We start from the raw sequence: 24204 nt of genomic DNA, 5'->3' as shown, positions 1-24204 counted from the left end.
CGCGCCTTTACAGGTTCAGGATAAAGAAGCTGCGCAGCGCGCTGGGCAGGTATTCATAGATCAGGCCACCGGGGATCTTGACCTGAAGCAAGGATTTGAACAGCACCACGACGAGTGTTCCGAAGATCGCCGCCACCCACAGCATGCGCTTGTCACGATAGCCAAGGCGCCAAGTGATAATGGGCATGAAGATCATCGTTGTTGGCAGGTAGCCGATGATAGGGACCAGCAGAACATAGAGCAGGAACCAGCCAACCCATTCAATCGCAAGGAACCAGATCCGCCATTCGCGGTAGTCCATCCGGTCAAACCGGCGACGCGGCAGCTTCCAGAGATGCAGGCCGCCGAACACCACCATGCCGATCAGACCAACGGCGGGCCAAAAGCGCGGTTGGGCAAAGAACTTGGTGCGTTTGACCCATTTTGTCTGTTCGCCGATCTGGGACAGCAGAAGAAGGGCCACCACAAAGAACACGATGGCAAAGATCAGTTGGCCACGTAGCGGGCCGGGGAAGCGTTTTTCCTCGAGTGAACTCATGTCAGCGGTCCTTTGGATACAAGGAGGGCCGGGGTTTTCTCAAATCCCGGCCCTGAAAAGGTGTTTTATTCCAGAAGTTTGCCGATGTGTGCGACAGTCGCCTTGTCCTTGGCGATGATGTCCGCCGACGCGGCCGCATCGGCCCAGTAAACCAATGCACCGGTTTCCTTCGCTACGGCCTGAGCGCGGTCGCTCATCACGGTTTTCGCCGCGACGGCTGCGATCTTGTCACGGGCGTCCTGGGGGGTGTCCTTGTGCACGAACAGCCCGTTCCAAAGAGCGATGTCGAGCGTACTGTCCAGCTCACCGATGGTCGGGGCATCCGGCACCAGAGAGATACGCTCGCCGGTGATCGAGGTCAGAACCTTGACGCTGTCGAGGCAGGGCAGGATCAGTTGCAGCGTCGTGTTGATCACATCGGCGTCGCCCGAAGCCAGCGTGTTGCAGTCGAGCGCGTCAAAGGCCGCATCCGATCCCCATTCGAAACCGGCATTCACGGCGAATGCCTTGGTTACCTGGGTCGGAGTCAGTACGTCGCCGAAATGGCCAAGCGCCACGTCGTTGGATTTTGCATACTCGGCCAACTCGGCCATGGACGAATAAGGTGCGTCGCCCGCAGTGGCGATCACGAACGGGTAGGTGAGGAAAATACCAATCGGTTCAAAGACTTCGTCGGCGAGTTCGTCAATGCCGATTTCGTGGCCGATCACTGGGACGGCGGGGACGAAGGAACCAATGGTGTAGCCGTCAGCCGGTGCCGTTGCGACGCCAATCGCGCCGGGGAAGGGGCCACCTCCGCCGCCGGGTTTGTTCACCACGGCTGCTGCCACGCCGTATTCGGCCTGGAAGTCTTCGGCAATCATGCGAGTCAGCACGTCTTCGAGATCACCGGGAGGCCACGGCACAACGAAGCTGACGGGTTTTTCGGGGTATTCGGCAAGGGCTGCGCCGCCCATGGCCGTCATGGCGAGTGCAAGGGCGCCGCCAAGTATCTGGGTCGTTTTCATTCTGGTCTCCCTGTTTTCTGATCGCATTTGGGTGCGGTTCATTATTCAAACCAAAGGTTCGAAAATAGATTGACAGGTTAACTATTAATCTGTCAACACTTTTAGAAACCGTGATCACGGGAAAATTTTGAAACCGCCTGACCCAAGGGCAGCTTAAACCGGGGGGACATTATGGGAACAGTATCCAAGGCATTGTCTTTACTCGGATTTTTCTCTCGGGATCGGCAGGAGATCGGGCTTTCCGAGATGTCGAGGCTGACCGGGCTGAACAAGGCGACGGTGTTTCGTCTGCTCACTGAATTGGCAGAAAACGGATTCGTTGAGCAGGTTGGATCGGGGCGTGCCTATCGCTTGGGACCGGTTTTCCTGCGTCTTGCGAGTCTGCGGGAGGCGGCTGTGCCCATGCGCGAGATGGCCCAGCAGGTGCTGGACCGGCTGAGCGCGGCCACCGGTGAAACGACGCATATGTCCATTCTGCAGGGCGACCAGTTGTGCACGCTGGCCTATAGTTACAGCGTTCAGCACGGCACGCGGGTGACGATGGATGACGCGGAGGTCATCACCTTCCATTCGACCAGCTCGGGATTGGCCGTTCTGGCGCATAGCGACACGGCCTTTGTTACACAGGTTCTGGCCCAACCGCTTGAACGACGCACCCCCATGTCCGTGACCGACCCGGAGGTGATTCTCGGGCAGTTGGAAGATGTGCGCCGGTCGGGCATTGCCGAAAACGTCAGCGGTTTTGAAGAGGATGTGCATTCGCATGCCGCCCCCGTGTTTGATGCGCAGCAGCGTTGTTACGGCGCGGTGGCTGTTGCGGCGCCCGTCGCCCGGATGACCGATACGCTTCGTGCCGTGATTCGTGCCGAAGTACCGCGCGCCGCTTTGGAGATGACTCGACTTCTTGGCGGGTTCCCACCGGCCTCCTTCAAAACAAAATTCGAAACGATGCCCGGGCATGCGCCCGCGGCCTGAAACAGAGGTTAAACCATGAAAGACAGCAATTTTCTTAAGGAAAAGAACGCCCGGTCGCTTTGGCATCCGATGGCGCATCCGGCCGACAGTCTGAACAACCCGCCCACCATCGTGACCGGCGCCGAAGGTGTGCGCATCCGGGATGTTGATGGGCATGAGGTGGTCGATGGGGTCGGCGGCCTCTGGAACGTGAACCTCGGGTTTTCGTGCCAGCCGGTGAAGGATGCAATTGCGCGCCAGCTGGACGTGTTGCCCTATTATTCGACCTTCCGGGGTACGACCAATGACGTGATCATTGAGCTGAGCGAGGTCCTGCGCGAGTTCTATGAACCGGACGGCCTGACAAGGGCTTTCTATACTTCGGGCGGGTCGGATTCGGTGGAAACCGCGCTGCGTCTGGCGCGGCAGTATCACAAGGTGCGGGGCGAGGCGGGGCGGACCAAGTTCCTGTCGCTGAAGAAAGGCTATCACGGGACGCATATGGGCGGCGCGAGCGTCAACGGGAACGCGAATTTCCGCACCCAGTACGAGCCGCTTTTGCCCGGGTGTTACCAACTTCCCGCACCCTACACCTATCGCAATCCGTTCAACGAAACCGATCCCGAAAAGCTGTCGGCCCTTTGTTTGCAGGCGCTTGAGGATGAAATCGCATTCCAGGGCGCAGGCACAATCGCCGCAATGATCATGGAGCCGATCCTTGGGGCTGGGGGCGTAATCGTGCCGCATGAAAGCTTTATGCCGGGTGTGCGCGAGATCTGTACCAAGCATGGCATCCTGTTGATTGCGGACGAGGTGATCACGGCGTTTGGGCGCAGTGGCAGCTGGACCGGATCGCGGCATTGGGGGGTGCAGCCCGACCTGATGAGCACAGCCAAGGCTATCACAAACGGGTATTTCCCGTTTGGTGCGGTGATGATTGCCGAGCACGTCGCAGAGGTGTTCGAGAAGGACACCAGCGGTGCGGCGGCGATCGGGCATGGGTATACATACTCGGGTCATCCGGTGGGGGCGGCGGCGGCGTTGGCTTGTGTGGCCGAGACGCTGCGGCTCAACGTCAAGGACAACGCGGCGGCGCGTGGCGCGGAGCTTTATGCGGGGTTGCAGGCCCTTCAGGGCAAGTACGAGACGATTGGCGACGTGCGTGGCGGAGAGGGCCTGATGACGGCGATGGAGCTTGTCAGCGATCGCGAAAGCAAGGCGCCGATCGACAAGCAAACCATTGGTACCGTTCAGGAAGTCGCCTATCAGAACGGTGCCATGGTGCGGGTGTCGGGGCCGAATATCATCCTGTCGCCGCCGCTGGTGCTGACCAGCGAAGATGTGCAGACGATCCTGTCCGCGCTGGATGCAGGGTTTGCGGCCGCCGCGGGGTAAACCTTCGCGAGTCAGGTTCAAGCTATTGGGTTAACGGTGAAAATGGCGATCGGTATCACGTCGGTATAACGTCGGTATTGCGTCGGTACGGCCAGGCAAAACGGCCCGCGTGAAGATATCGCGCGGGCCGTTTACGTATTCTCAGGGGTTTGGAGGTCAGGCTCAGGACGGATCAGGCAAGGGGGGAATCGTGCGCAGATAAAGGATGATGGCGTCGATATCCTCGTCCGATGTGGCGGCGTAGTGGTGATACCCCATCGGGGGTTTCATGCGCGATCCGTCCGGGCGTGTCCCGGTGGTGATCATCGCTTTGAGTTCGGCATCGGAATACCCCGCAAGGCCGTCTTCATGGCTGGTGATGTTGGGTGCAACGGAGACGCCCCAGGGGCCGTGGAATTCGTACCCGCCCGCGCCGAGATGGGTGTCGAACATCGGACCCATCGGACCAAAGGTCGTGTGGCATTCGGTGCAATGCGCCACCGGGCCGGCGAGATAGGCGCCGTATTCCGCGGAAACGCCGCGCGGCGGGGCTGTCACGCTGTCGATGGGCGGGCCATAGGCGGGCGGCAGCGGGATGTTGTAGGTCGAGAACGGCGTCTGGTTATCGCTGGGGGGAACAGTGCGCAGGAAAGCGACGATGGACATCAGGTCGTCATCGCCAAGGCCGCGATAGAGGCCGATCGGCATGGGCGGGCCGATCACGGTGCCGTCCGGGCGAATGCCTTCGCGTATGGCGCGGGCCAGTTCCGCGTCGGACCAGTCGGCAACGCGGCCTCCGGGGGTGATATTGACCGCCCAGGCCTCGAAATGGTCGTTCTTCTCGACCATCATGCCGCCGAATTCGTTGGACATGTCCGGACCGTTGGGCCCTTGCGGCGTGTGGCAGTTGCCGCAGCCCGCGGGGCCACGCACGAGGTATTCCCCGCGTTCGGCGGACACTTCGGCTTGGGCGAGTGTTGCCACGCTCAGAATGAATGCGGCCAGTATCCCGGTTTTCATGGTTAATCGTCCCTCTTCCTGTTCGCTTGCCGGAAGACGGTATCACGAAACCGTGAGTTTCCCTAGCGGCGTGTCAGGGCTGGGGTACGATGAGCACCAGCCCGTCAAGCGCGTCGCTGGCTTCGATCTGGCAGGAGAGGCGCGAGGTGTTGCGCCGTTCGGCCTCGGCCACGTCAAGCATGGCGTCTTCGAAATCATCCGCCGCGCCGGTCCTGGCCACCCATGCGTCATCAACATAAACGTGGCAGGTGGCACAGGACAGGCAGCCGCCGCATTCGCCAATCACGTTGGGGATATTGTTGTCCACGGCGGCCTGCATCATCGAGGTGCCATTGGCGACATCGGCGGATTTCTCGGTGCCGTCGGGGAGTTTCCAGGTGACTTTCATCGGGCATGTCCTTTGGCGTTGCGCCGGAGAATTCATGCCTCCGGCGGGAGTATTTCAGGCAAAATTAAGGAGGGTCAGACGAAGTAGACGTAGAAATCGCGCAGGGCTTCGCCTTCGAGATCCTTGGTCTTTTTGACTTCTTTCTCTTTCATGAAAACATGGTTGTCGACCAGCAGGCGGCCGATAGCGTCGGCCAGAACCGTGTCGGCCTTGAGGTCGGCCACGGCGCCTTTGAGGTCCATGGCGCAACTTTCCTTGGCGTCGTTTTTCTCGAACCCGTCGCCGGTCTCGATGGGCTGCAGCGGGTAATTGTTTTCCACGCCGAGAAGCGACGCCGTCAGAACGGCGGCGACGGCGGTATAAGGGTTGGCGGTGCCATCGGCCATGCGATGCTCAAGCCGGGATTTGGGGCCGCCTTCAGAGCTGATGCGGGTGGTGACGTTGCGGTGGTCACCGCCCCAGTTCTTCCAGAAGCCCGAAAGCGAGCCCGGTTGCAGGCGTTGGTAGCTGTTGGCGGTGGGGGCGATCAGACCGGCGAGCGCCTTGTGATGGTGCAGCAGGCCGGCAAGGCATTGCTTGGAAAGGTCGTTGAGGGTTTCGGGCATGTTGCGTTCGCCCGAAGAGAGCGCGTTGCCGCCCGAGACATCGGAGAAGGAGAAATTGATATGCATGCCCGAGCCGCCCGCTTCGGCAATGGGTTTGGGCATGAAGGTCAGGATGATGCCGTGTTCCAGCGCGATTTCCCTGGCCATCAGGCGGAAGAGCACGATGTCGTCCACCGCCTGTACCGCATTGTCGAAGGTGAGCGTGTATTCGAATTGGGGCGCGTCGAATTCCGCCGTGATCATGTCGAGGCGGAAGCCCAGCTCATCCGCCTTTTCCCAGATCGCATCGTTGAAGCGCATCGGGTCGGTGAGCGGACCGGTGCCATAGACCACCGCGCCCGGCGTATCATAGGGGCGCAGGTTGCCATCCTCATCCGCTTGCATGGCGAAGGCTTCGAGTTCGATGCCAACCTTGGGGGTAAGGCCACGGGCCTCCCATTTGGCAACGGCGCGTTTCAGCGTGCCGCGCGGGCAAAGTTCGAGCGGCGCGCCTTCGTCGTCGTAAAGATCGCCCAGAACGATCTTGGTATGCGGATCCCAGCTGTCGCGGATGTCGTCATGTTTCCAGCGCAGTTCCATGTCGGGCAGGCCCTGCATCATCATCGCGCCGGGGGCATTCAGGAGATCCTTGTCGTAATGCACGCCAAAGGTGGAGCGGCAGAAGCGGGTTTCGCTGTCGGCGAGTTTTGAGGCGGGCAGGTATTTGCCGCGCATGATCGACAGGTGGTCACAGAAAACGGCGCGCAGGCGGTCTCTCATCTTGGATATCCTTATTGCAGCGTGACGCGGACGGGCAGTTCCTTGATGCCGCCGACAAAGTTGGAACGCAGGAATTTGTGTTCGCCATCAGGTTCTATCTTTTTAAGCCGTTTGCATAGCTCCTGGAACAGGACGCGGACTTCGAGGCGCGCGAGCCACATGCCAAGGCAGACATGCGGGCCGGATTGGCCAAAGGACATGTGTTTGTTGGGGGACCGCATGAGGTCAACGCGGAAGGGGTCGTCGAACACGGTGTCGTCGCGGTTGGCCGAGGACCACCAGAAAAGGACCTTGTCGCCCTCTTTCATCTGCTTGCCATGCGCCTCGAAGTCTTGCGTGAGGGTGCGGCGGAAATAGAGGGCGGGGGTGGCCCAGCGGATGATCTCGTCAGGTGCCAGTTCCCAGAGGTCCTCGCCGCCCTGCTGCATTTGTGTGAGCAGCTCGGGCTGGTGGCACATTGCCTGAATACCGGCGGCGATCGAGTAGCGGGTGGTGTCGTTGCCCGCGGCCACGAGCAGGCAGAAGAAGTTGCGGAATTCCTCTTCGGAGATGGTGTTGCCGTCCTTGTCCGGTTGCAGGATCAGGTGCAGCACGCCGTCGGTATCACCGGTGGCGTTCTTGTGGGCCATCAGGTCCTTGGCATAGGCATAAAGTTCGGCGCCCGCCGGAGAGTTGAAGGGCATCATGCGGAATTCATCGGTGGTCATTTGGTCGAGCACGTGATCGGTGAAATCCGGGTCGGTGTTGGCGATCAGGGCGTCACCCTTTTCCACGAGCCAGGGCAGGTCCTTTTCCGGGGTGCCGAGGATGCGGCCCAACATGAGCATCGGAAGCTGGCGGGCGATGTCCTTGGTGGCGTCAAACGAGGTGTTGGAGAGGGCAACGTCGAGGATCTGGTTAGAGAGATCGCGCAGATCCTGTTCGAACCCGGCCACGACGGGTTTGGAAAACGCCTTGGCGACCTTGATCCGGGTTTTCATGTGCTCGGGCGGGTCGGTTTCCTGAAAGGTGCGGCGGGCGAGGTATTCCTCGTAGGTCTGGTCTTCCATACGGATGCCGCGGGCCGAGGAGAACACGGCGAAATTGCGGTTCATCTCGGTAATGTCCTGATGGCGGGTGATCGACCAGAAGCCCTGTCCCTGATCGTAATCGGTCCAGCTGACCGGGTCTTCGCGGCGCAGGCGGGCAAAGGTGTTGTGTGGTGCGCCTTGCGAAAAGGTGTCGTGGCTGGTCAGATCGGCAAAGCCGTCATCCGTTGGGGTCCAGACCGTCATGCAAAGCACCTCCCTTGTTTGCTTGCTTTGTTATGTATATATATGGACTTCATAAATACGCAAAGAAGAATCTTTTGGAGAGGCCAATCATGCATCTCGCGATCCTGATGACCAACACGGATGAGACGGAATTCGCCCAGGCGCGGCCCAAGGATGGTGAAAAATTCACCATTCTGATCAAGGAGCTGCGCCCCGATTGGGACTGTTCCGTGTTCCCGGTGAAGGATGGAGTGTTTCCCGAGGATATCGGGGCGTTTGACGGGGTGATGATCACCGGAAGCCCGGCCTCGGTGCATGACGAGGCGCCGTGGGTGGGGCAATTGTTTGCGTTGATCCGCGAGATTGACCGGCAGGAGATTCCCATGTTTGGCGCCTGTTTCGGGCATCAGGCGATTGCGGTGGCGCTGGGCGGGGCCGTGGATCGGAACTCTGAGGGCTGGGTGCACGGATATGCCGACGTGATGCAAATGCCGCTGCCTTGGGGCGAGGCACCAGCTCGGATCGGGGTTTATGCCAGCCATATCGAGCAGGTCGCGGAATTGCCCGAGGGGATCGAGGCCGTGGCAAGCGGGCCGGGGTGCCCGGTGGGGGGTTACCTCAAGGGGCGGCATATCTATTCGACACAGTATCACCCGGAAATGACGGATGAGTTCATTGCGGATCTGGTGGAATTCACGGCGGATTATGTGGGACCGGAGGTGACGAAAGCGGCACGGGAATCGTTGAAGAACCGCGCGGATCGGGAAGATTGGGCGCGTCAGATCGTCGGGTTTTTCGAGTGGGCTGTTAAGGCATAGGGGGCGCTGCCCCCATCGCCGCAAGCGGCGATTCCCCCGAGATATTTTCGGCAAAAGGAAGAGTTGGCTCAGCTCAGGGCCGCGAGCAGGTCCATGGCCGTGACCTGATCGAATTGCACGTGGCGGGCCATGGCGGTTTCGGCGGCGGCGGCGTCGCGGGCAAAGATGTGGTCCGCGATTTCGCGGTGTTCGCGGGCCGAGGTGGCGATGGCGCCGACGTAAGCATAGCGCGCGCGGTAATAGGCCATGAGCTTGCGCGCGTTGGTCTTGATCATGTCCAGAAGGAACGGGTTGCCCGCGATTTCGGCCACGGTTTTGTGGAAGGCGAGGTTGAGTTGGTAATAGCCGTCCGGGTCGGCATCGCCTTTGGTGGCGGCATGGGTTTCGCAGGCTGTGACGATGCTTTCGAGGTGGGAGTGGCCGTTTTCGGACAGGCGGCGCGCCGCAAGGCCTGCGGCCTGTCCTTCCAGCTTGGCATGCACTTCGAGGATGGCGAGGAATTCTTCGAGCGTGGGTTTGAAGAGCACCGCCCCCTTGCGCGGCAGGCGCAGGATCAGGCCGGAGGTTTCCAGCTGGATCAGCGCTTCACGCACCGGGGTGCGCGAGACGCCGAGACGCTGAGCCAGTGTCTGTTCGTCAAGGCTGTCGCCGGGGTTGAGATCGCCCCGGTCGATATCTTCGAGGATCGCCTGAACGATCATGTTGGTTTGTCCCGCCATGTCGCCTTGATCGGCCATGGGGGCGGGCTTGTCTAGCCCTTGATCATGGCCTTGGTTTGGGCCGAAAGGGCGCGGGCGGCCTTGGCAAGGATCAGCGTGTCGATGCCGACGGCGACAAAGGTCGCACCCTGATCGAGATGTTTTTGCGCGCCTTCGAGTGTCTGGGTCAGGATGCCGGCGGCCTTGCCCGCCGCACGGATGCGGGGGATGGCGTCTGCGATGGCTTCTTGTACTTCCGGTGCGGCGGCGTTGCCGGGATAGCCCATGTCGGCCGAGAGGTCGGCCGGGCCGATGAAAACACCATCGACGCCATCGACGGCGAGAATCCCGTCGAGATTTTCGAGCGCGGCGCGGCTTTCGGCCTGAACCAGCAGGCAGATTTCCTGGTTGGCGTTGGAAACATAATCCGGAATCGCGCCGAATTTAGTGACACGGGCACCTGTGGCTCCCATGCCGCGAATGCCTTCGGGCGGGTAACGGCAGGCCCGAACCATCTCGGCGGCGTGCTCTGCGGTGTCGACCATCGGTACGAGCACGGTCTGGGCACCGGCATCAAGCACCTGTTTGATCATCCATGCTTCGCCAAAGGGCACGCGCACGACGGCGTGGCTGTCGGTGGGGTCGATCACCGCAAGCTGATCGCGGATCGAACGCAGGTCGTTGGGGCTGTGTTCGCCGTCGACCACCAGCCAGTCAAACCCGGTATGGGCCATCAATTCGGCGGCCCCCGCCTCGGCAAAGGTCAGCCAGCAGCCGATCTGGGGGCGGTTCGCGGCGATGGCGGATTTGAATGGGTTTGTTGGGGCGGGCATTGGGAGACCTCTCGCTCAGAAGTGGCAGGACACGGTGCCGAACGCGCCAAAATCGGCGTGGATGGCGGCGCCGGGCGGGCATTCGATGGGGCTGATGAAAGACCCGGACAGGATGACTTGTCCAGCTTCGATCCGTTGTCCATAGGTGTGCATCCGGCGCGCCAGCCAGACGATGCCTTCGACCGGGTCATTGAGGACGCCTGCGCCAAGGCCGGTTTCTTCGACCTCTCCGTTGCGGGTGACAATCGCGCCGACCCAGCGCAGGTCATGCGCGTCGGGGGCGTGGCGTTCGTTGCCCAGAACGATCCCGGCATTGGCGGCATTGTCGGAAACGGTGTCGGTGATGATGCGCGCGCGCCCCGTTGCAGGGTCATTGCGCAGGATGCGGGTGTCGAGGATTTCGAGGCTTGGGGCGACACAATCCGTTGCGCGCAAAACGTCGTCCCGCGTGACATCGGCGCCGCCCAAAGGGGCCTTCATGACAAAGGCGATCTCGGCTTCGACGCGGGGCTGAATAAAGCGCCCCTCGGGGATCGCGGCACCATGTGCGAACATCATATCATCGAACAACACGCCGCTGTCGGGGATGTCGATCCCCAGCGCGCGTTGCATGGTTTTCGACGTCAGGCCAATTTTCCAGCCGATCACCTTTCGCCCGCCGGCGAGCTTCGCCGCCATCAGCGCGGATTGGATCGCATAGGCATCGTCCAGCGTCATGTCCGTATATTGTAGGGACAAAAGGCCGATCTGTTGTCCGGTTTTCTCGGCTTGCAGCAGGTTGGCGGCGGCCTCGGCGTGCTCCTCCGGCGTCATGCCTCGTCCTCCACGCCGTTGCGCAGAGTACCGATGCCATTGACCTCGATCTCAACCACATCCCCGGGTTTCAGATAGCGTGGCGGGTCAAAACGGGCGCCTGCACCGGTGGGCGTGCCGGTGACGATCATGTCGCCGGGCTGCAGGGTCATGAAGGTCGAGATATAGGCGATTTCCTCGCGGATCGGGAACATCATGCGGTTGAGGGTGTCATCCTGGCGGACTTCGCCATTCACGCGGGTGATGATGCGCGCATCGTCCAACTGGGACGCGTCCTTGAACGGCACCAGCCACGGACCAATCGCGCCGGACTTGTCCCAGTTCTTGCCTTGGGTCACGTTGAACTTGGCGTGGCGCACCCAGTCTCGGATCGTGCCTTCGTTGCAAAGCGTCAGCGCGGCGATGTGGTCATAGGCATCTTCTGCCTTGATCCGGCGCCCGGCCTTGCCGATCACCACGACAACTTCGCCCTCGTAATCCAGCGTATGGTTTTCTGGTGGACGCACGAGGTTTTGCTCATGGCCAGTGAAGCCGCTGGAAAAGCGGGGGAAGAGTGACATGTATTTTGGTTGCGCGCTGCCGTCCTTGTACTCGGCGTTGCGGTCCGGGAAGTTGACGCCCACGCAAAGAATGCGCGCTACGTCCGGCATCGGGATGTCGTAGGTGAACTCGGTATGCGTCACCGGGCGCCCCTTTGCGGCGGCTTCCAACTGGTCCAGCGCCCCGGCCTCGATCACGGATTTCAGGGTCGGCCAGCTTGGGAAATCGGGGGATAACGCCGCGAATCCACCTTCGACCACCGCGCCATATAGCTGCTCTCCTCCAGCCGAAACGGTTGCAAATCTCATGTCCAACACCCCTGCTTCATTTTGCCAAAAATACTCAAAATCCGCCGCTCACGGCGCAATGATCGGCTGCGCCGTGAGCGCGGCCTCCTGTGGCTCGGCCCCTTCGAACAGTGATCCTTGTTCGAACCACGAACGCGGCGCGGGGGCGCCCCAGAGTGTCTGGCGCTGGGGGTCCTTGAGGTCCCATTTGATCGGTTCCAGATCGGGATCGACCGTCTGGTAATCCGAACAGTAGATTTCGATCCTGTGCCCGTCGGGGTCGAGCACATAAAGGAAGAAGGCGTTGGAAATCCCGTGCCGACCGGGGCCGCGTTCGATGTTGTCGACCCAGCCGGTGGTGGCCATCAGGTCCAGAAGGTCGATGATCGCCATAGGTGTGGGCACCCAGAAGGCGGTGTGGTGCAGGCGCGGGCCGAAGCCGTTGGTGAAGGCGACATCATGCACGCCGCCTTTGCGGTGCATCCATGCGGCCCAGACCTTGCCGGTTTCGGAATCCTCGGTGTACTCGGTCGTGCGGAATCCCATCTCGTTGTAAAACGCCACCGAGGCGTCGACATCCGCCGAGAACATGTTGAAATGGTCGATGCGCAACGGGCGGACGCCGCGATAGAGCTTGTAATGCTGGTGGATCGGGGCAAGGCGCTCCATTTTCACGTAGAATTCCAAAGGAATGCCCCACGGATCGCGGGTGCGCAGGGTGCGGCCCATATGAGGGCGCTCGACCCATTCGACGGGCAGTCCCTTGTCGGCGAACCATGCGGCGGCTTGGTCGAGGTCGGGCTCGTCGTAGAGTTTGAAGCCCAGAACGCCCACGTCCGAGGCATCCGCCCGAACGAGCACGATGCAATGGTGGCCGCGCTCTTCCAAAGCGCGCAGGTAGATGCGGTCGGCGTCCTCATGCGTGACCTGAAGGCCCAACGTGTCGACATAAAAGGCGCGGGACTTGGCAAGGTCGCGCACGCGGTATTCGACATGGCTCAGGCGGACGATGTTGAAGGGCGGATAGAGGTTCGGGGCAGGAACGGGCATGGGAAACTCCTTTCAGAGAAAGTCGCGGATCGAGCCGGTCTTGGGCGATAGGGCGGGATCAATGTCGCGCATTTCAAGCGACAAGGCGATCGGTTGGCGGGCCATCACCGGCGCGACAAAGGCGCGGGCGGCATCGAAAATGCGGGTCGTTGCATCCCGTTTCACGTCCTCGGGGCGTCCGCCGCGCAAACGGATCGAGATGTCGATATAGCCGTGTGCCGGATTGCCATCGGCAATCGCATAGTGATCCGCACGGAACGCACGCACGCGGATGCCGGGCGTGGGGAATGTGTCGATCTCGGATGCACAGGCGCGGATGGCCTCGCAAAGCCCCGCTATGTCCAGCGCCTCTTCGAGATTGGCCGAGTATTCGATGATGAAATGCGGCATGACCCCCTCCGGTTATAATTCACATGTTAAGTAAATTCCAAGCAGGGAGTCAAGCCGTGATTTTTTGCGCCCTATCCAAGTTTGCGCAACAGGTCGAGCGAAGGTTCTCCGTTTGGAGTGGCGCCGACGCTGGATTGATAGGCGCTGATGGCCTCGCGGGTCTTGGGGCCGATCACCCCGTCCGAGCCGCCCGTGTCAAAGCCGCGTGCGGTCAGCTTTTGCTGCATGGCGATGCGGTCCTTCTTGGTCAGGCCGTACTCATCGGGCGGGAAGCTGCCGCGCAGGGGTCCTGCACCGCCGATCCGATCGGCAAGGTGGCCAACGCCGATCGCATAGGAATCGGAGTTGTTGTAGCGCTTGATCACGTTGAAGTTGCTTGTGACCGAGAATTTGGGGCCGCCATCTTGTGGCTGAATGATGCGGCCAGACGGCGCGCCGGGGCCGGCCTCGCCGCCCCATTTCACGCCGCGGGTCCAGCCGTTCTTTTGCAGATAGGCCGCCGTGGAGGCAAGCGCATCGGTCGGATCTTCGGACCAGATATCGCGCCGCCCGTCGCCAGTGAAATCGACGGCAAACGCCTGATAGGAGGTGGGAATGAACTGTGTATGGCCCATGGCTCCGGCCCAGCTTCCAGTCATGCGGTCGGCGGGGATGTCGCCGGACTGCACGATTTGCAGGGCAGCGATCAGTTGCTTTTCGAAGAATGCCCCGCGCCGCCCGTCATAGGCCAGGGTTGAGGTGGCCGAGATCACAGGCACGTCGCCGCGCCGCTCGCCATAGAAGCTTTCCAGACCCCAGATGGCGCAGATGATTTCCGCATCCACTCCGTAGCTGCTTTCTAGTGTTTTCAGAGTGTTACGGTGGCGTGCGAAGGCCGCGCGTCCCTTGGCGATGCGTTCGTCCGAGGCGGCAATCGAGAGGTAGTCTTCGAGGCTGCGTTTGAACTCGGCCTGGTTCCGGTCGCGCTTGATCACGCCGGGCAGGTAACCCGCGTTGCGAAAGGCCGCGTTCAGGGTGGTTTCGGAGATGCCTTTGGCTGCTGCGCGACCGCGGAACGCTTTGACCCATGCGTCATACCCCGCATTCGGGATGGGCCGCAGATCGGCGGGGAGTCCGCCTATGGAAACGGTGCTGCGTTGCTGGGGTTGGCGCAGGGCCTGATTGGTGCAGGCCGACAACCCGAGGGCGGCCATGCCAATGGTAAAATGACGTCGTGAAATGCTCATGCCTGTTTTCCGCTTTGTTTGGGGGTGCGGTTTTGTGTTTGGGCATGAGAGTGACAGATTTCCGGCGTGCGGCCAAGGTGGCGCGCACGAATTGGGGGAACTTGTCCGGTGACAAATCTGTGCGTCGCCAGAAACGAGAAAGGACGGCCCGAAGGCCGCCCCATCCCATAGCGAAACGTAGTATGTCGGATCAGCCGATCAGCTGGGCCTCGTGACGTTTCAGTGTCAGACGGGCGGCCGGGTAGGCTTCGAGGCCTTCGGGCTGACGCAACTCGGGGAACAGGTCATAAAGTTCCGCGCGTTGATCACTGTCGATGCCGTTGATCGAGTATTCACCGGGCTGGAAGCTTTCGCTCCAAGCGCCATCGGCCAGCACGACCTCGTGATTGTCACACATGAAGTGCACGTAATCCACGCCAACTGTATCGACCTGCTGGACACCGTCCAGATGGGTCAGGTGCTTGGCCGCAATCAGGACCTCGCGCTCGTCAAAGAGCAGCTCGGCCTGCTGGGACACCAGCAGCATGCGGTGGTTGGGCGAGACCATCATGTCACGCTCAGGCTGGTTCGGGCCCAGGGCGCCTTGCTTGATCAGCACCGGGCGCAGTTGCGGGCGCGCCATAAGTTCCTGGCCGGACAGGTGTTTCTTGCCCGCCCAGCGGATTTCCTGAAGGCCATTGTCGCGTGTCACAACCTTGTCGCCCGGCTGAAGCTGTTCGACGGGGATTTCACCCATCGGCGTCAGGATGCGGGTGCCCGGGGTGAAGCAGAGAATAACCGGCGTCTGGAAGATGTTCTCGATTTCAAAGAACTCGGTCACACCCACCACGTTACCCTCATCATCGATGTAGGTGATGGTGCCGGCTTCGCTGTCCAGCGGGTCAAACTCGACCCGGACTTCGCCGCCCGGAACGTAACGGTCTACGAGACCGGCAAGGCTGATCGAGTCGAAGTCGTCGCCGCCTTCGCCACCGTGAATGGTGCTGCCGGGGCCGAACAGGGCAAAGACATCGCGGTCGTCGCCGCCATACATGTCGTCCTGACCCGAGACGCCCGCGATCGTGTCGTTGCCTTCCTGGCCATAGATCACGTCATCGCCCGCACCGCCGATCAGCAGATCGTCGGCATCTTCTGCGACAACATTGGCCGGGTTGGTGAAGTACACGTCCGACATGGTGATTTCAGACGGTTCCGTGCCGAGGTTCAGGTGCACGATTTCGATGCTGTGCACCGGACCGGGAATGTCGACCAGAACGGAGTTGTCAGCATCATCGGATGCACCGTCGCCACCGCCGGATACCGCGGCTTCTTTACCGGGTGCGCCATCAATATCGAGGATATTGAGGTTCGTGGTATCGCTACCGGTCAGGTTGACCTCGATACGGTTGCCCTCGGCGTCGTAGGCGTAGACCTTGACGGCAGAGTCGTTGTCGATGTCGTTGATACGGAACTGAACGTCTTCGACCGGCTCCGAGAAGCTCAGCATGTAGCTGGCGCCCTCGCGCTCTTCGACCTCTGAGGCCAACGCGCTGTTGGGGTTGGTCGGTTCAGTGCCGCTGTCGATGCCCGTCAGGATCTGCGGATCGTCTTCGAAAGTCGTTTCCACGCCATGGTTGGTACCGGTCGTGAACGTGACTTCCACCGAGCCGGTATCTTGCGTGTAAGGCCCGCCAAGCGGGTCTTCGTCGGAAGGCGTGCCAACTTCGTTCCAGTTGAAGCTTTCGCGGGTCGGCCCGGCGGGCGCCGGACGGGTGCCGGGTTCGTAATCGCCATAAATGGTGTCGTCACCGTCACCGCCGAAGATCGTGTCGTTGCCGCCTTCGCCGACGAGCAGGTCGTCGCCGGGCGAGTCGGTGCCGTCGTAAGTGCCAAATTCGTCGCCAAGAATGATGTCGTCATCCGCGCCGCCACGTACCGTGTCGCTGCCCATGCCGCCAAACAGCGTGTCGTCGCCTTCGCCTCCCAATACGGAGTCGTCACCGTCGCCCGCGCTGACAACGTCGCCACCTGCCGTGATGGAATCGCCATCAGAATCGGTCGTGCCAACGTCCAGGATGTCGTCGTTCTCAGTTCCGTCCACGACGCCGGGACCAGTAGGATCAGCCATAATAAACCTCATTTACTATTCCACGCCGCCACACCGGCCGCAGGAAACAGGTGCGTCGGAAAACATCCCGGCGCCGTCCACACGCAGCGGTAAGTAGGCATCGCGAAGATGCTTCAGTTGTCAGTTGGCCGCCCCAAGCCAGAACTCCCGCCCCCCAGTTGGACGTGCACCAAATATGGGCCATCGGGCAGGCGGGGAAAACAAAAACCTGTCAAATTTGGCAAAAAAGCGTCGCACATGCCTCAATTTCAGCGATACGCATACGCCTGTTTTTTAAGGCTTTGTTGAAGCATTGTTTCCTGAATGTGGCGGAAAACTGGCGAAATTAGCAGCGATGGGTGTCTAAAACATGCCACATTTCCGCCTTTTTTCACAGGCTGTGCCGGGAATGGTCTGATCTGCCGGTTGTTTCGTTTCCAGCATGGAACCAATCATCTGGAGGACGGCAACAAAACGGCGTGGTCAGCGGACCAAATCGCGTCTGGCAGGATTGAGCTCAAAGCGGAAACAAAGTCGAATTGGCGCTGGGAATTGGGTCGACTTCGGGAACAAACCTGATTCGAATCAAGTGTTTGGCATCAACTCTGCGCGGTGATTCCCGCGCAAATTGCACTTACGCCGACCTCAATTCGGATTGGGGCGTCGAAAGCTGTCATATTATCGAGGGAGGATGGTGCTGTGAGGGAGGATTGAACTCCCGACCTCACCCTTACCAAGGGTGCGCTCTACCACTGAGCTACCACAGCATCTGTTGTGGCGCGGGATTTAGCGACAAAGTTCCGAGGGCGCAACCCCAATCTGGACCCTTTTTTGCACCTCATGTAAGGAAAGTGCATGGAACGTAAATCACCCACCGCATCCAAGCCGAAAAAGGCACCGAGCCGGGAAGATCGCCTGAAGGCGGCACTCAAGGCAAATATGGGCCGTCGCAAGGCGCAGGCGCGTGCCCGCGCGGAACACAAAGCGGATGGGGACGAGGCAGGCAGCAACGAGGGGCAGAACTGATGGATTCGATTATTGTGCGCGGGAATGGCGAACTGAAGGGCCAGATCCCGATTGCAGGAGCCAAGAACGCCTGTCTGACGTTGATGCCTGCAACCTTGCTGAGCGAGGAACCGCTTACACTTACCAATGCGCCGCGGCTGAGTGACATCAAGACGATGGGGCTTCTGCTTGGGTCGCTGGGCGCCGAGGTGACAAGCCTACAGGACGGCAAGGTGCTCGCCATGTCGAGCCATGACCTCGACAATCATGTCGCGGAATACGACATCGTGCGCAAGATGCGCGCGTCCAACCTCGTGCTTGGGCCGATGCTGGCGCGGCTGGGGCAGGCGGTGGTATCGCTTCCCGGCGGCTGCGCGATTGGTGCGCGCCCGATGGACCTTCATATTCACGGTCTCGAAGCGCTGGGTGCCGAGATTGAACTGAAAGAAGGCTATCTGCATGCCAAGGCACCGCGTGGGTTGAAGGGCGCGGAAATCTCGCTGGCCTTTGCATCGGTCGGGGCAACCGAGAATATCCTGATGGCCGCGACGCTGGCCAAGGGCACGACCGTGATCCGCAACGCGGCACGCGAGCCGGAAATCGTGGACCTTGCCACCTGTCTGCGCGCCATGGGCGCACAGATTGAAGGTGACGGAACGTCCGAGATCGTGGTGCAGGGGGTCGACCGTTTGCACGGGGCGACCCATCCGGTTGTCGCGGACCGGATCGAGCTTGGCACCTATATGTTGGCCCCGGCTTTCTGCGGCGGCGAGGTGGAATGTCTGGGTGGCCGGCTTGACCTGATCGGGGCCTTTGCCGAGAAGCTCGACGCGGCTGGAATTCATGTCGAGGAAACTGAAAAGGGCCTCAAGGTGGCGCGGCGCAATGGCCGGGTCAGCGCGGTGAACGTGACGACCGAGCCATTCCCGGGCTTTCCGACCGACCTGCAGGCCCAGATGATGGCGTTGTTGTGCACGGCGGACGGGACATCGGTTCTGGAAGAGAAGATTTTCGAAAATCGCTTCATGCATGCGCCGGAACTGGTGCGCATGGGCGCGTCGATCGAGGTGCATGGCGGCACGGCGACGGTGCATGGTGTCGAGCGGCTCAAGGGGGCGCCGGTTATGGCGACCGATCTGCGGGCAAGCGTGTCGCTGATCCTTGCCGGGCTGGCAGCAGAAGGCGAAACCATCGTCAGCCGGGTCTACCATCTGGATCGCGGCTATGAGAGGGTCGAGGAAAAGCTCGGCAATGTCGGGGCACATATCGAAAGGGTTCGGGAGACGTAATGCAGGACGCACGGTTTGAAGACGGGCGCGAGGCGCCGCTGAACCTTGGGGCGCTGGACGTCGAGGATCTCAAGGTCCTGTCCACGCTGATGCAGGATGCGGTATTCCCGGCCAGCGAGATGAAGTGGCTGCCAAAGGAACGGCGCTTTGCGCTGTTGGTCAATCGCTTCCGCTGGGAAGACCTTCCGGCGGCCGAGCGGCGCAAGCGCGCCGTCGAGCGCGTGCAATCGCTGTTGGTGGTCGACAACGTGCTTGGTGTGGCGAGCCAGGGCGTCGATCGCAAAGATACGGACATGATCCTTTCGGTGCTGACGGTTTCGTTCGAACCGGGCGAGGACGGGGCCGGGTTTGTTGTCCTGACCCTTGCCGGGGATGGTGGGATCCGCCTGTCTGTCGAGGCATTGGAAGTGACCCTCAAGGATGTGACGCGCCCCTATATGGCGCCGTCGCGCCAAGCCCCGAAACACGAGGTGTAAAACTCGGGCAACTCTTCAAGCCATTTCGCGCTTTCATCGCGGCGACGTGGCGCTTGAGACCCGGGCGTCGGGGCGGTATGAGCGCATCAAAGGAGAGCCCGATGCCCCAGTTCCTGAACGCCAACGCACCTGATTTCGAATCCCGTTTTACGGCCCTTCTGGGGGCCAAGCGCGAAGACAGCCCGGATGTGGATGCTGTTGTGGTCGACATTATCGCCGATGTGCGCGCCCGTGGCGATGCGGCGGTCATCGAGCTGACGGCGAAGTTTGATCGGCTCGAGCTGACGCCGGACACGCTGCGGTTTTCGGATGCGGAGATCGACGCATTTTGCGCCGAAGTGAACGACGAAGATCGCGCAGCGCTGGAGCTGGCGGCAGACCGCATTCGCGCCTATCACGCGCGCCAGATGCCGGAAGATGCGCAGTGGACCGAGGAAACCGGCGCCATGCTGGGATGGCGCTGGACCCCAGTATCCGCCGCAGGGCTGTATGTGCCCGGGGGGCTTGCGTCTTATCCATCTTCGGTGCTGATGAACGCGATTCCAGCCAAGGTCGCCGGGGTCGAACGCCTGGCCATCGTGGTGCCGACGCCGGACGGCGTGGCCAATCCCCTTGTGCTTCTGGCTGCGCGCCTGGCAGGGGTGGACGAGGTATATCGGATCGGTGGCGCGCAGGCGGTTGCCGCCTTGGCTTATGGCACAGACACAATTGCGCCCGTGGACAAGATCACCGGGCCGGGAAATGCCTTCGTGGCGGCAGCCAAACGGCGTGTGTTCGGCAAGGTCGGGATCGACATGATCGCGGGGCCGTCGGAAATCCTCGTGATCGCTGACAAGGATAACAACCCGGACTGGATCGCGCTCGACCTTCTGAGTCAGGCCGAACATGACGAAAGCGCGCAGTCGATCCTGATCACGGATGACGAGCGTTTTGGGCAGGCGGTTGCGGAGGCCGTGGACAAGCGGCTTGAAACGCTGGAGCGGCGGGACATCGCCGGGGTCAGTTGGCGCGACTATGGCGCGGTGATCACCGTACCTGACCTCAAGACTGCCGCCGATTTGTCCAATCGCGTCGCGCCAGAGCACCTCGAACTCTGTGTCGCGGACCCTGATGCGCTGGCTGAGGATATTACCCATGCGGGCGCGATCTTTCTGGGTCAGTACACACCGGAAGCGATCGGGGATTATGTCGGGGGGCCGAACCATGTGCTGCCGACAGCGCGGTCTGCCCGTTTCTCGTCCGGTCTGAGCGTGATGGACTTCATCAAACGCACGACCTTGTCAAAAATGACACCCGAAGCGCTCCGCGCGATTGGGCCGGCCGCTGAGACGCTGGCCATCTCGGAGAGCCTTGAGGCGCATGGGCTGAGCGTGCGCGCGCGTTTGGACGGGCTGAACAAATAAGGGGACGCTGCCCCCCGCCACAGCAAGCTGCGGCGCCCCCCCGGGGTATTTCCGGAAACAGAAAGCGCATTTTCTTTTTCCGAAAATACCCCGGGGGTGAATTGAGCCATGGGCTCAAGAGGGGGCTGACCCCCTCCCACCTTGTCTTCAAACAGCGGCGTTGCGGCTTTCTTCCAGATAGATTTCGCGCAGGCGGCGTGCGATCGGACCGGGCGTTCCGTCGCCAAGCTGAACGCCGTCAATCTCGATGACCGGCATCACGAAAGCGCTGGCCGACGTGGTGAAAGCTTCATCGGCCCCCTGGGCTTCCTCGATGGTAAAGAGGCGCTCTTCGATTTTCATCTGGGCTTCCTGAGCCATTCGCAGCACCGCCTTGCGGGTGATTCCGTGCAGGATGTCATTGGAGAGCGGGCGGGTGACGATGGTGCCGTCCTTGACGAAATAGGCGTTGTTGGATGTCCCTTCGGTGACATAGCCATCCTCAACCAGCCATGCGTCGTCGCACCCGGCCTTCTTGGCCATCATTTTGCCCATGGATGGGTAGAGCAGCTGCACCGTCTTGATGTCGCGGCGGCCCCAGCGGATGTCCTCGATCGAGATAACCTTGGCGCCCTTCTTGGCGGCAGGGCTGTCGGCGAGGCCGGGCTTGTTCTGGGTAAAGAGTACGAGGCTTGGCGGGGTGTCTTCGGAAGGGAAGACAAAATCGCGATCGCCATCCGAGCCGCGCGTGACCTGCAAGTAGATCAGACCTTCGTCGATTCCGTTCAGTTCCACCAGCTTGCGGTGGATTTCGAGCAGATCTTCCTTGGAGCATGGGCTTGCCATTTCGAGCTCGTCCAGCGAACGCTGCAGGCGCACGGCGTGGCCGTCAAAGTCGATCAACTTGCCTTCCAGGACCGATGTCACTTCATAGACCGCGTCTGCAAAGAGAAAGCCGCGATCAAAAATCGAAACCTTGGCTTCGGTTTCGGGCAGGTATTCGCCATTTACGTATACGGTTCTGGTCATGGTGCTTGTCTTCTCTGCTAGGGTTTTGCGCTGCGCCGCCTGTTTTGGCGCAAATGCGGGTTTTGTCAACGCAGGTTGCCCTGGCGCGATGGGTGTGGCCCGGTTCCGATCACCCCCACAAACCGGCCTCGGGTGGATGAACGCCCGCGTCGTCAAACAGCAGCGGTTGGTCGCGGTCCTCGGCCAGCAGAAGCGGCCCGTCCAGATCGGTGATCATCGCGCCTTGGGCCACAAGCGTTGCCGGCGCCATGGCAAGGCTTGAGCCGACCATGCAACCGACCATGACCTTGTAGCCTTCGGCCAGAGCCGCTTCGCGCAGTGCAAGCGCCTCGGTCAGGCCGCCGGTCTTGTCGAGCTTGATATTGACCACATCGTATTTGCCCTTGAGCGCCGGAAGGCTGGCGCGGTCATGACAACTTTCATCGGCGCAGACAGGTACCGGGCGCTCCATGCCGAGAAGCGCGTCATCCTCGCCCGCGGGCAGGGGCTGTTCCACAAGCGCCACGCCCAGACGCACCAGATGCGGCGCGAGATCGGCATAGACCTCGGCGGACCAGCCCTCGTTGGCATCGACGATAATGGTCGATTTCGGGGCGCCCGCGCGGACCGCTTCAAGGCGGGGCATGTCGTCGGGCGTGCCAAGCTTGATCTTCAAAAGCGGACGAAAGGCGTTTTGTGCCGCCTGGTCCCGCATCTTTTCGGGGGTGTCCAGCGACAGGGTGTAAGCGGTGATTTCCGGCCCCGGCTTGGGCAGCCAGGCCAAGTCCCAAACCCGCTTGCCCGCCTTCTTGGCCTCAAGATCCCAAAGCGCGCAGTCCAGCGCGTTGCGGGCGGCCCCGGCTGGTAATGTGTAGAGCCCTTCCCGCGTCACGGGGCCTCTGACGCTTTCGATCTCGGCGGTCACGCTTTCGAGTGTTTCATCGTAACGCGCATAGGGCACGCATTCGCCCCATCCGGTCACGCCATTCTCGGTAATCCGCACAGTCAGCACTTTGGCTTCGGTGCGCGAGCCGCGCGAAATGGTGAAAACTTGCGCCAGTTTGAACACGTCAGCCGTGACTGAAATCTCCACAACCTGCTCCTTCATTTTGCCAAAAATACTTCGGGGGTCCGGGGGCAGCGCCCCCGGCCTTGCCTTCTATCAAACGGCGGCGAGCGCAGCCACCAGCTTGCCTGCGCCAAAGCGGAACGGGTCAGTGGCGGGCAGGTTCATTTCGGCCTCGATTTCGGCGAGATAAGCCTTGGCTTCGTCTTCCCCCATGTGCTGTGTGTTGACCGAAACGCCGATCACCTGGCAGGCAGGGTTGGCCACGCGGGCCAGCGCAAGCGCCATGTCACGCAGCTCGGGCAGCGAGGGCTGCTGGTATTCGGGAAGGCCACGCATGTGCTCGCGGGTGGGTTCGTGGGCAAGCACCAGTGCATCCGGCTGGCCGCCATGGATCAGCGCCATGGTAACGCCGGAATAGGAGACGTGGAACAGGCTGCCCTGACCTTCGATGTGATCCCAGTGGTCGTCGTCATTGTCCGGGGTCAGCCATTCGACGGACCCGGCCATGAAATCGGCGATCACGGCGTCAAGCGGCACACCGTCGCCGGTGATCAGGATGCCTGTCTGGCCCGTCGCGCGGAAGGTCGACTTCATACCGCGCTTGCGCATTTCGTCATCCATGCAAAGTGCGGTGTACATCTTGCCGACCGAGCAGTCGGTACCCACGGCGAGACAGCGCTTGCCGCGGCGCTTCTTGCCATTGGCGATCGGGTAATCGAATTCTGGCACGCGCACGTCGTGCAGCTTGCGGCCCGTGGCTTCGGCCACGGCCACGAGGTCAGGTTCGTCGCGCAGCAGGTTGTGCAGGCCCGAGGCAAGGTCGAAACCCTCTTCAAGCGCCATGACCAGAACTTTTTTCCACTCGGGAGAGATCACGCCGCCGCGGTTGGCCACACCGATCACCAGCGTCTTGGCGCCGGCCTCGCGCGCTTCGACCAGCGTCATGTCGGTGAGGCCGACATCTGCCTTGCAGCCTTCCATGCGGAACTGGCCCACGGCGTTTTCGGGGCGCCAGTCCTTGATACCGATGGCAACTTTTGCGGCGAGTTGGTCCGGGGCGTCGCCCAGGAAAAGCAGGTACGGAGTTTCAATCATCGACATGGCGCAGTTCCCCAATCATGTTTCTTGAATGGCAGTTTTGCCCAGCGGTCGCGAAATTATCTTGTTAAGCTGCGTCGAATGCCTGCGTGACTGGAAGAAAATTCGAAGAATTTCAAATTTTGCGGGAGAATTTCTCTTAACGTGGGGTCATTATCCCGGAATCTGTCAATGGCTCAGCAAGATTGCCCTATTTCTTCTGCGGTGCGGCGTGATCATGCCGCAGGCGCACAGATTC

Annotated in this window: 24 protein-coding genes and 1 tRNA gene; 7 read left to right on the top strand and 18 right to left on the bottom strand. The window is 61.1% G+C overall.

Annotated features, from left to right (window positions below):
• Positions 1–7 precede the first annotated feature (7 nt).
• Together ACS3QZ_RS12185 and ACS3QZ_RS12180 are read right to left on the bottom strand one after the other, a co-directional pair.
• On the bottom strand, positions 8–538 hold the full coding sequence (locus ACS3QZ_RS12185; protein ID WP_456038067.1) for a tripartite tricarboxylate transporter TctB family protein: 531 nt from the start codon (positions 536–538) through the stop codon (positions 8–10).
• A gap of 65 nt (positions 539–603) precedes the next feature.
• Positions 604–1545: a tripartite tricarboxylate transporter substrate-binding protein gene (locus tag ACS3QZ_RS12180; protein ID WP_093091464.1), complete on the bottom strand. Its 942-nt coding sequence runs from the start codon at positions 1543–1545 to the stop codon at positions 604–606.
• A gap of 171 nt (positions 1546–1716) precedes the next feature.
• On the opposite strand from ACS3QZ_RS12180, the gene ACS3QZ_RS12175 reads away from it, so the two are divergent.
• Together ACS3QZ_RS12175 and ACS3QZ_RS12170 are read left to right on the top strand one after the other, a co-directional pair.
• Positions 1717–2520 carry an IclR family transcriptional regulator gene (locus tag ACS3QZ_RS12175; protein WP_456038066.1) on the top strand — a complete coding sequence of 268 codons (804 nt, stop codon included), beginning with the start codon at positions 1717–1719 and terminating at the stop codon, positions 2518–2520.
• A 15-nt stretch (positions 2521–2535) separates the two neighbouring features.
• Positions 2536–3894, top strand: coding sequence for an aminotransferase class III-fold pyridoxal phosphate-dependent enzyme (locus ACS3QZ_RS12170; protein ID WP_456038065.1), 1359 nt, complete (start codon positions 2536–2538; stop codon positions 3892–3894).
• Between the two features lie 162 nt (positions 3895–4056).
• Here ACS3QZ_RS12170 and ACS3QZ_RS12165 read toward each other — a convergent pair whose 3' ends face one another.
• The 4 genes from ACS3QZ_RS12165 to ACS3QZ_RS12150 all read right to left on the bottom strand — a co-directional run bounded on the left by ACS3QZ_RS12165 (position 4057) and on the right by ACS3QZ_RS12150 (position 7919).
• Positions 4057–4893: a cytochrome C gene (locus ACS3QZ_RS12165; RefSeq protein WP_456038064.1), complete on the bottom strand. Its 837-nt coding sequence runs from the start codon at positions 4891–4893 to the stop codon at positions 4057–4059.
• A gap of 73 nt (positions 4894–4966) precedes the next feature.
• On the bottom strand, positions 4967–5281 hold the full coding sequence (locus tag ACS3QZ_RS12160; protein ID WP_456038063.1) for a 2Fe-2S iron-sulfur cluster-binding protein: 315 nt from the start codon (positions 5279–5281) through the stop codon (positions 4967–4969).
• Between the two features lie 74 nt (positions 5282–5355).
• Positions 5356–6645 (bottom strand): type I glutamate--ammonia ligase, encoded by a 1290-nt coding sequence (locus ACS3QZ_RS12155; RefSeq protein ID WP_456038062.1) that lies wholly within the window; start codon positions 6643–6645, stop codon positions 5356–5358.
• A gap of 11 nt (positions 6646–6656) precedes the next feature.
• Positions 6657–7919, bottom strand: a complete 1263-nt coding sequence (locus tag ACS3QZ_RS12150; RefSeq protein ID WP_456038061.1) for a cytochrome P450 — start codon at positions 7917–7919, stop codon at positions 6657–6659.
• A gap of 89 nt (positions 7920–8008) precedes the next feature.
• Here ACS3QZ_RS12150 and ACS3QZ_RS12145 point away from each other — a divergent pair, with 89 nt between their 5' ends.
• On the top strand, positions 8009–8716 hold the full coding sequence (locus ACS3QZ_RS12145) for a type 1 glutamine amidotransferase (RefSeq protein ID WP_456038060.1): 708 nt from the start codon (positions 8009–8011) through the stop codon (positions 8714–8716).
• 68 nt (positions 8717–8784) lie between these two features.
• Here ACS3QZ_RS12145 and ACS3QZ_RS12140 read toward each other — a convergent pair whose 3' ends face one another.
• From ACS3QZ_RS12140 to ACS3QZ_RS12100, 9 genes are all read right to left on the bottom strand, one after another.
• Positions 8785–9435 (bottom strand): GntR family transcriptional regulator, encoded by a 651-nt coding sequence (locus ACS3QZ_RS12140; RefSeq protein ID WP_456039338.1) that lies wholly within the window; start codon positions 9433–9435, stop codon positions 8785–8787.
• Positions 9436–9467: 32 nt separating this feature from the next.
• Positions 9468–10247, bottom strand: coding sequence for an HpcH/HpaI aldolase family protein (locus ACS3QZ_RS12135; protein WP_456038059.1), 780 nt, complete (start codon positions 10245–10247; stop codon positions 9468–9470).
• 15 nt (positions 10248–10262) lie between these two features.
• Positions 10263–11060, bottom strand: coding sequence for a 2-oxo-hept-4-ene-1,7-dioate hydratase (gene hpaH, locus ACS3QZ_RS12130; protein WP_456038058.1), 798 nt, complete (start codon positions 11058–11060; stop codon positions 10263–10265).
• Entirely contained in the window at positions 11057–11908 is an 852-nt protein-coding gene (locus ACS3QZ_RS12125) for a fumarylacetoacetate hydrolase family protein (RefSeq protein WP_456038057.1), read from the bottom strand. Before ACS3QZ_RS12125 ends, hpaH begins: the two co-directional genes overlap by 4 nt.
• 48 nt (positions 11909–11956) lie before the next feature.
• Positions 11957–12937, bottom strand: coding sequence for a 3,4-dihydroxyphenylacetate 2,3-dioxygenase (gene hpaD, locus ACS3QZ_RS12120; protein WP_456038056.1), 981 nt, complete (start codon positions 12935–12937; stop codon positions 11957–11959).
• Positions 12938–12949: 12 nt separating this feature from the next.
• On the bottom strand, positions 12950–13327 hold the full coding sequence (locus ACS3QZ_RS12115) for a 5-carboxymethyl-2-hydroxymuconate Delta-isomerase (RefSeq protein WP_456038055.1): 378 nt from the start codon (positions 13325–13327) through the stop codon (positions 12950–12952).
• A 71-nt stretch (positions 13328–13398) separates the two neighbouring features.
• Positions 13399–14553 carry a lytic murein transglycosylase gene (locus ACS3QZ_RS12110; RefSeq protein ID WP_456038054.1) on the bottom strand — a complete coding sequence of 385 codons (1155 nt, stop codon included), beginning with the start codon at positions 14551–14553 and terminating at the stop codon, positions 13399–13401.
• Positions 14554–14743: 190 nt separating this feature from the next.
• Complete coding sequence (locus ACS3QZ_RS12105; RefSeq protein ID WP_456038053.1) at positions 14744–16660, bottom strand: Hint domain-containing protein; 1917 nt, start codon at positions 16658–16660, stop codon at positions 14744–14746.
• Between the two features lie 671 nt (positions 16661–17331).
• Positions 17332–17406: transfer RNA gene (locus ACS3QZ_RS12100), tRNA-Thr, on the bottom strand.
• 88 nt (positions 17407–17494) lie between these two features.
• On the opposite strand from ACS3QZ_RS12100, the gene ACS3QZ_RS12095 reads away from it, so the two are divergent.
• From ACS3QZ_RS12095 to hisD, 4 genes are all read left to right on the top strand, one after another.
• The gene (locus tag ACS3QZ_RS12095) at positions 17495–17665 is read left to right on the top strand and encodes a hypothetical protein (protein WP_165610003.1); all 171 of its coding nucleotides are present in this window, start codon (positions 17495–17497) and stop codon (positions 17663–17665) included.
• Complete coding sequence (murA, locus tag ACS3QZ_RS12090) at positions 17665–18933, top strand: UDP-N-acetylglucosamine 1-carboxyvinyltransferase (RefSeq protein WP_456038052.1); 1269 nt, start codon at positions 17665–17667, stop codon at positions 18931–18933. The genes ACS3QZ_RS12095 and murA overlap by 1 nt, the downstream gene beginning before the upstream one ends.
• Positions 18933–19409: a DUF2948 family protein gene (locus ACS3QZ_RS12085; protein WP_456038051.1), complete on the top strand. Its 477-nt coding sequence runs from the start codon at positions 18933–18935 to the stop codon at positions 19407–19409. Before murA ends, ACS3QZ_RS12085 begins: the two co-directional genes overlap by 1 nt.
• A 101-nt stretch (positions 19410–19510) precedes the next feature.
• Complete coding sequence (gene hisD / locus ACS3QZ_RS12080; protein WP_456038050.1) at positions 19511–20812, top strand: histidinol dehydrogenase; 1302 nt, start codon at positions 19511–19513, stop codon at positions 20810–20812.
• A gap of 147 nt (positions 20813–20959) precedes the next feature.
• Here hisD and ACS3QZ_RS12075 read toward each other — a convergent pair whose 3' ends face one another.
• The 3 genes from ACS3QZ_RS12075 to dgcN form a co-directional block, all read right to left on the bottom strand.
• The gene (locus ACS3QZ_RS12075) at positions 20960–21820 is read right to left on the bottom strand and encodes a D-amino-acid transaminase (protein WP_456038049.1); all 861 of its coding nucleotides are present in this window, start codon (positions 21818–21820) and stop codon (positions 20960–20962) included.
• Positions 21821–21929: 109 nt separating this feature from the next.
• Entirely contained in the window at positions 21930–22907 is a 978-nt protein-coding gene (gene dgcA / locus ACS3QZ_RS12070) for an N-acetyl-D-Glu racemase DgcA (protein ID WP_456038048.1), read from the bottom strand.
• Between the two features lie 54 nt (positions 22908–22961).
• Positions 22962–23963 carry an N-acetyltransferase DgcN gene (gene dgcN, locus ACS3QZ_RS12065; protein WP_456039337.1) on the bottom strand — a complete coding sequence of 334 codons (1002 nt, stop codon included), beginning with the start codon at positions 23961–23963 and terminating at the stop codon, positions 22962–22964.
• Positions 23964–24204: the final 241 nt, after the last annotated feature.

The sequence above is a fragment of the Shimia sp. W99 genome, from assembly GCF_053851455.3.
Note: the sequence above shows the minus strand (reverse complement) of the source record. Positions and strands in the feature narration are given on the sequence as shown.

Coding starts and splice junctions, on each gene's coding strand:
- hisD (WP_456038050.1), top strand. CDS start 19,511: ATGCCCCAGTTCCTGAACGCCAACGCACCTGATTTCGAATCCCGTTTT.
- ACS3QZ_RS12180 (WP_093091464.1), bottom strand. CDS start 1,545: ATGAAAACGACCCAGATACTTGGCGGCGCCCTTGCACTCGCCATGACG.
- ACS3QZ_RS12185 (WP_456038067.1), bottom strand. CDS start 538: ATGAGTTCACTCGAGGAAAAACGCTTCCCCGGCCCGCTACGTGGCCAA.
- dgcN (WP_456039337.1), bottom strand. CDS start 23,963: ATGATTGAAACTCCGTACCTGCTTTTCCTGGGCGACGCCCCGGACCAA.
- ACS3QZ_RS12150 (WP_456038061.1), bottom strand. CDS start 7,919: ATGACGGTCTGGACCCCAACGGATGACGGCTTTGCCGATCTGACCAGC.
- hpaH (WP_456038058.1), bottom strand. CDS start 11,060: ATGACGCCGGAGGAGCACGCCGAGGCCGCCGCCAACCTGCTGCAAGCC.
- dgcA (WP_456038048.1), bottom strand. CDS start 22,907: ATGAAGGAGCAGGTTGTGGAGATTTCAGTCACGGCTGACGTGTTCAAA.
- ACS3QZ_RS12165 (WP_456038064.1), bottom strand. CDS start 4,893: ATGAAAACCGGGATACTGGCCGCATTCATTCTGAGCGTGGCAACACTC.
- ACS3QZ_RS12175 (WP_456038066.1), top strand. CDS start 1,717: ATGGGAACAGTATCCAAGGCATTGTCTTTACTCGGATTTTTCTCTCGG.
- ACS3QZ_RS12075 (WP_456038049.1), bottom strand. CDS start 21,820: ATGACCAGAACCGTATACGTAAATGGCGAATACCTGCCCGAAACCGAA.
- ACS3QZ_RS12085 (WP_456038051.1), top strand. CDS start 18,933: ATGCAGGACGCACGGTTTGAAGACGGGCGCGAGGCGCCGCTGAACCTT.
- murA (WP_456038052.1), top strand. CDS start 17,665: ATGGATTCGATTATTGTGCGCGGGAATGGCGAACTGAAGGGCCAGATC.
- ACS3QZ_RS12145 (WP_456038060.1), top strand. CDS start 8,009: ATGCATCTCGCGATCCTGATGACCAACACGGATGAGACGGAATTCGCC.
- hpaD (WP_456038056.1), bottom strand. CDS start 12,937: ATGCCCGTTCCTGCCCCGAACCTCTATCCGCCCTTCAACATCGTCCGC.
- ACS3QZ_RS12160 (WP_456038063.1), bottom strand. CDS start 5,281: ATGAAAGTCACCTGGAAACTCCCCGACGGCACCGAGAAATCCGCCGAT.
- ACS3QZ_RS12125 (WP_456038057.1), bottom strand. CDS start 11,908: ATGAGATTTGCAACCGTTTCGGCTGGAGGAGAGCAGCTATATGGCGCG.
- ACS3QZ_RS12095 (WP_165610003.1), top strand. CDS start 17,495: ATGGAACGTAAATCACCCACCGCATCCAAGCCGAAAAAGGCACCGAGC.
- ACS3QZ_RS12135 (WP_456038059.1), bottom strand. CDS start 10,247: ATGCCCGCCCCAACAAACCCATTCAAATCCGCCATCGCCGCGAACCGC.
- ACS3QZ_RS12140 (WP_456039338.1), bottom strand. CDS start 9,435: ATGGCGGGACAAACCAACATGATCGTTCAGGCGATCCTCGAAGATATC.
- ACS3QZ_RS12105 (WP_456038053.1), bottom strand. CDS start 16,660: ATGGCTGATCCTACTGGTCCCGGCGTCGTGGACGGAACTGAGAACGAC.
- ACS3QZ_RS12170 (WP_456038065.1), top strand. CDS start 2,536: ATGAAAGACAGCAATTTTCTTAAGGAAAAGAACGCCCGGTCGCTTTGG.
- ACS3QZ_RS12110 (WP_456038054.1), bottom strand. CDS start 14,553: ATGAGCATTTCACGACGTCATTTTACCATTGGCATGGCCGCCCTCGGG.
- ACS3QZ_RS12155 (WP_456038062.1), bottom strand. CDS start 6,645: ATGAGAGACCGCCTGCGCGCCGTTTTCTGTGACCACCTGTCGATCATG.
- ACS3QZ_RS12115 (WP_456038055.1), bottom strand. CDS start 13,327: ATGCCGCATTTCATCATCGAATACTCGGCCAATCTCGAAGAGGCGCTG.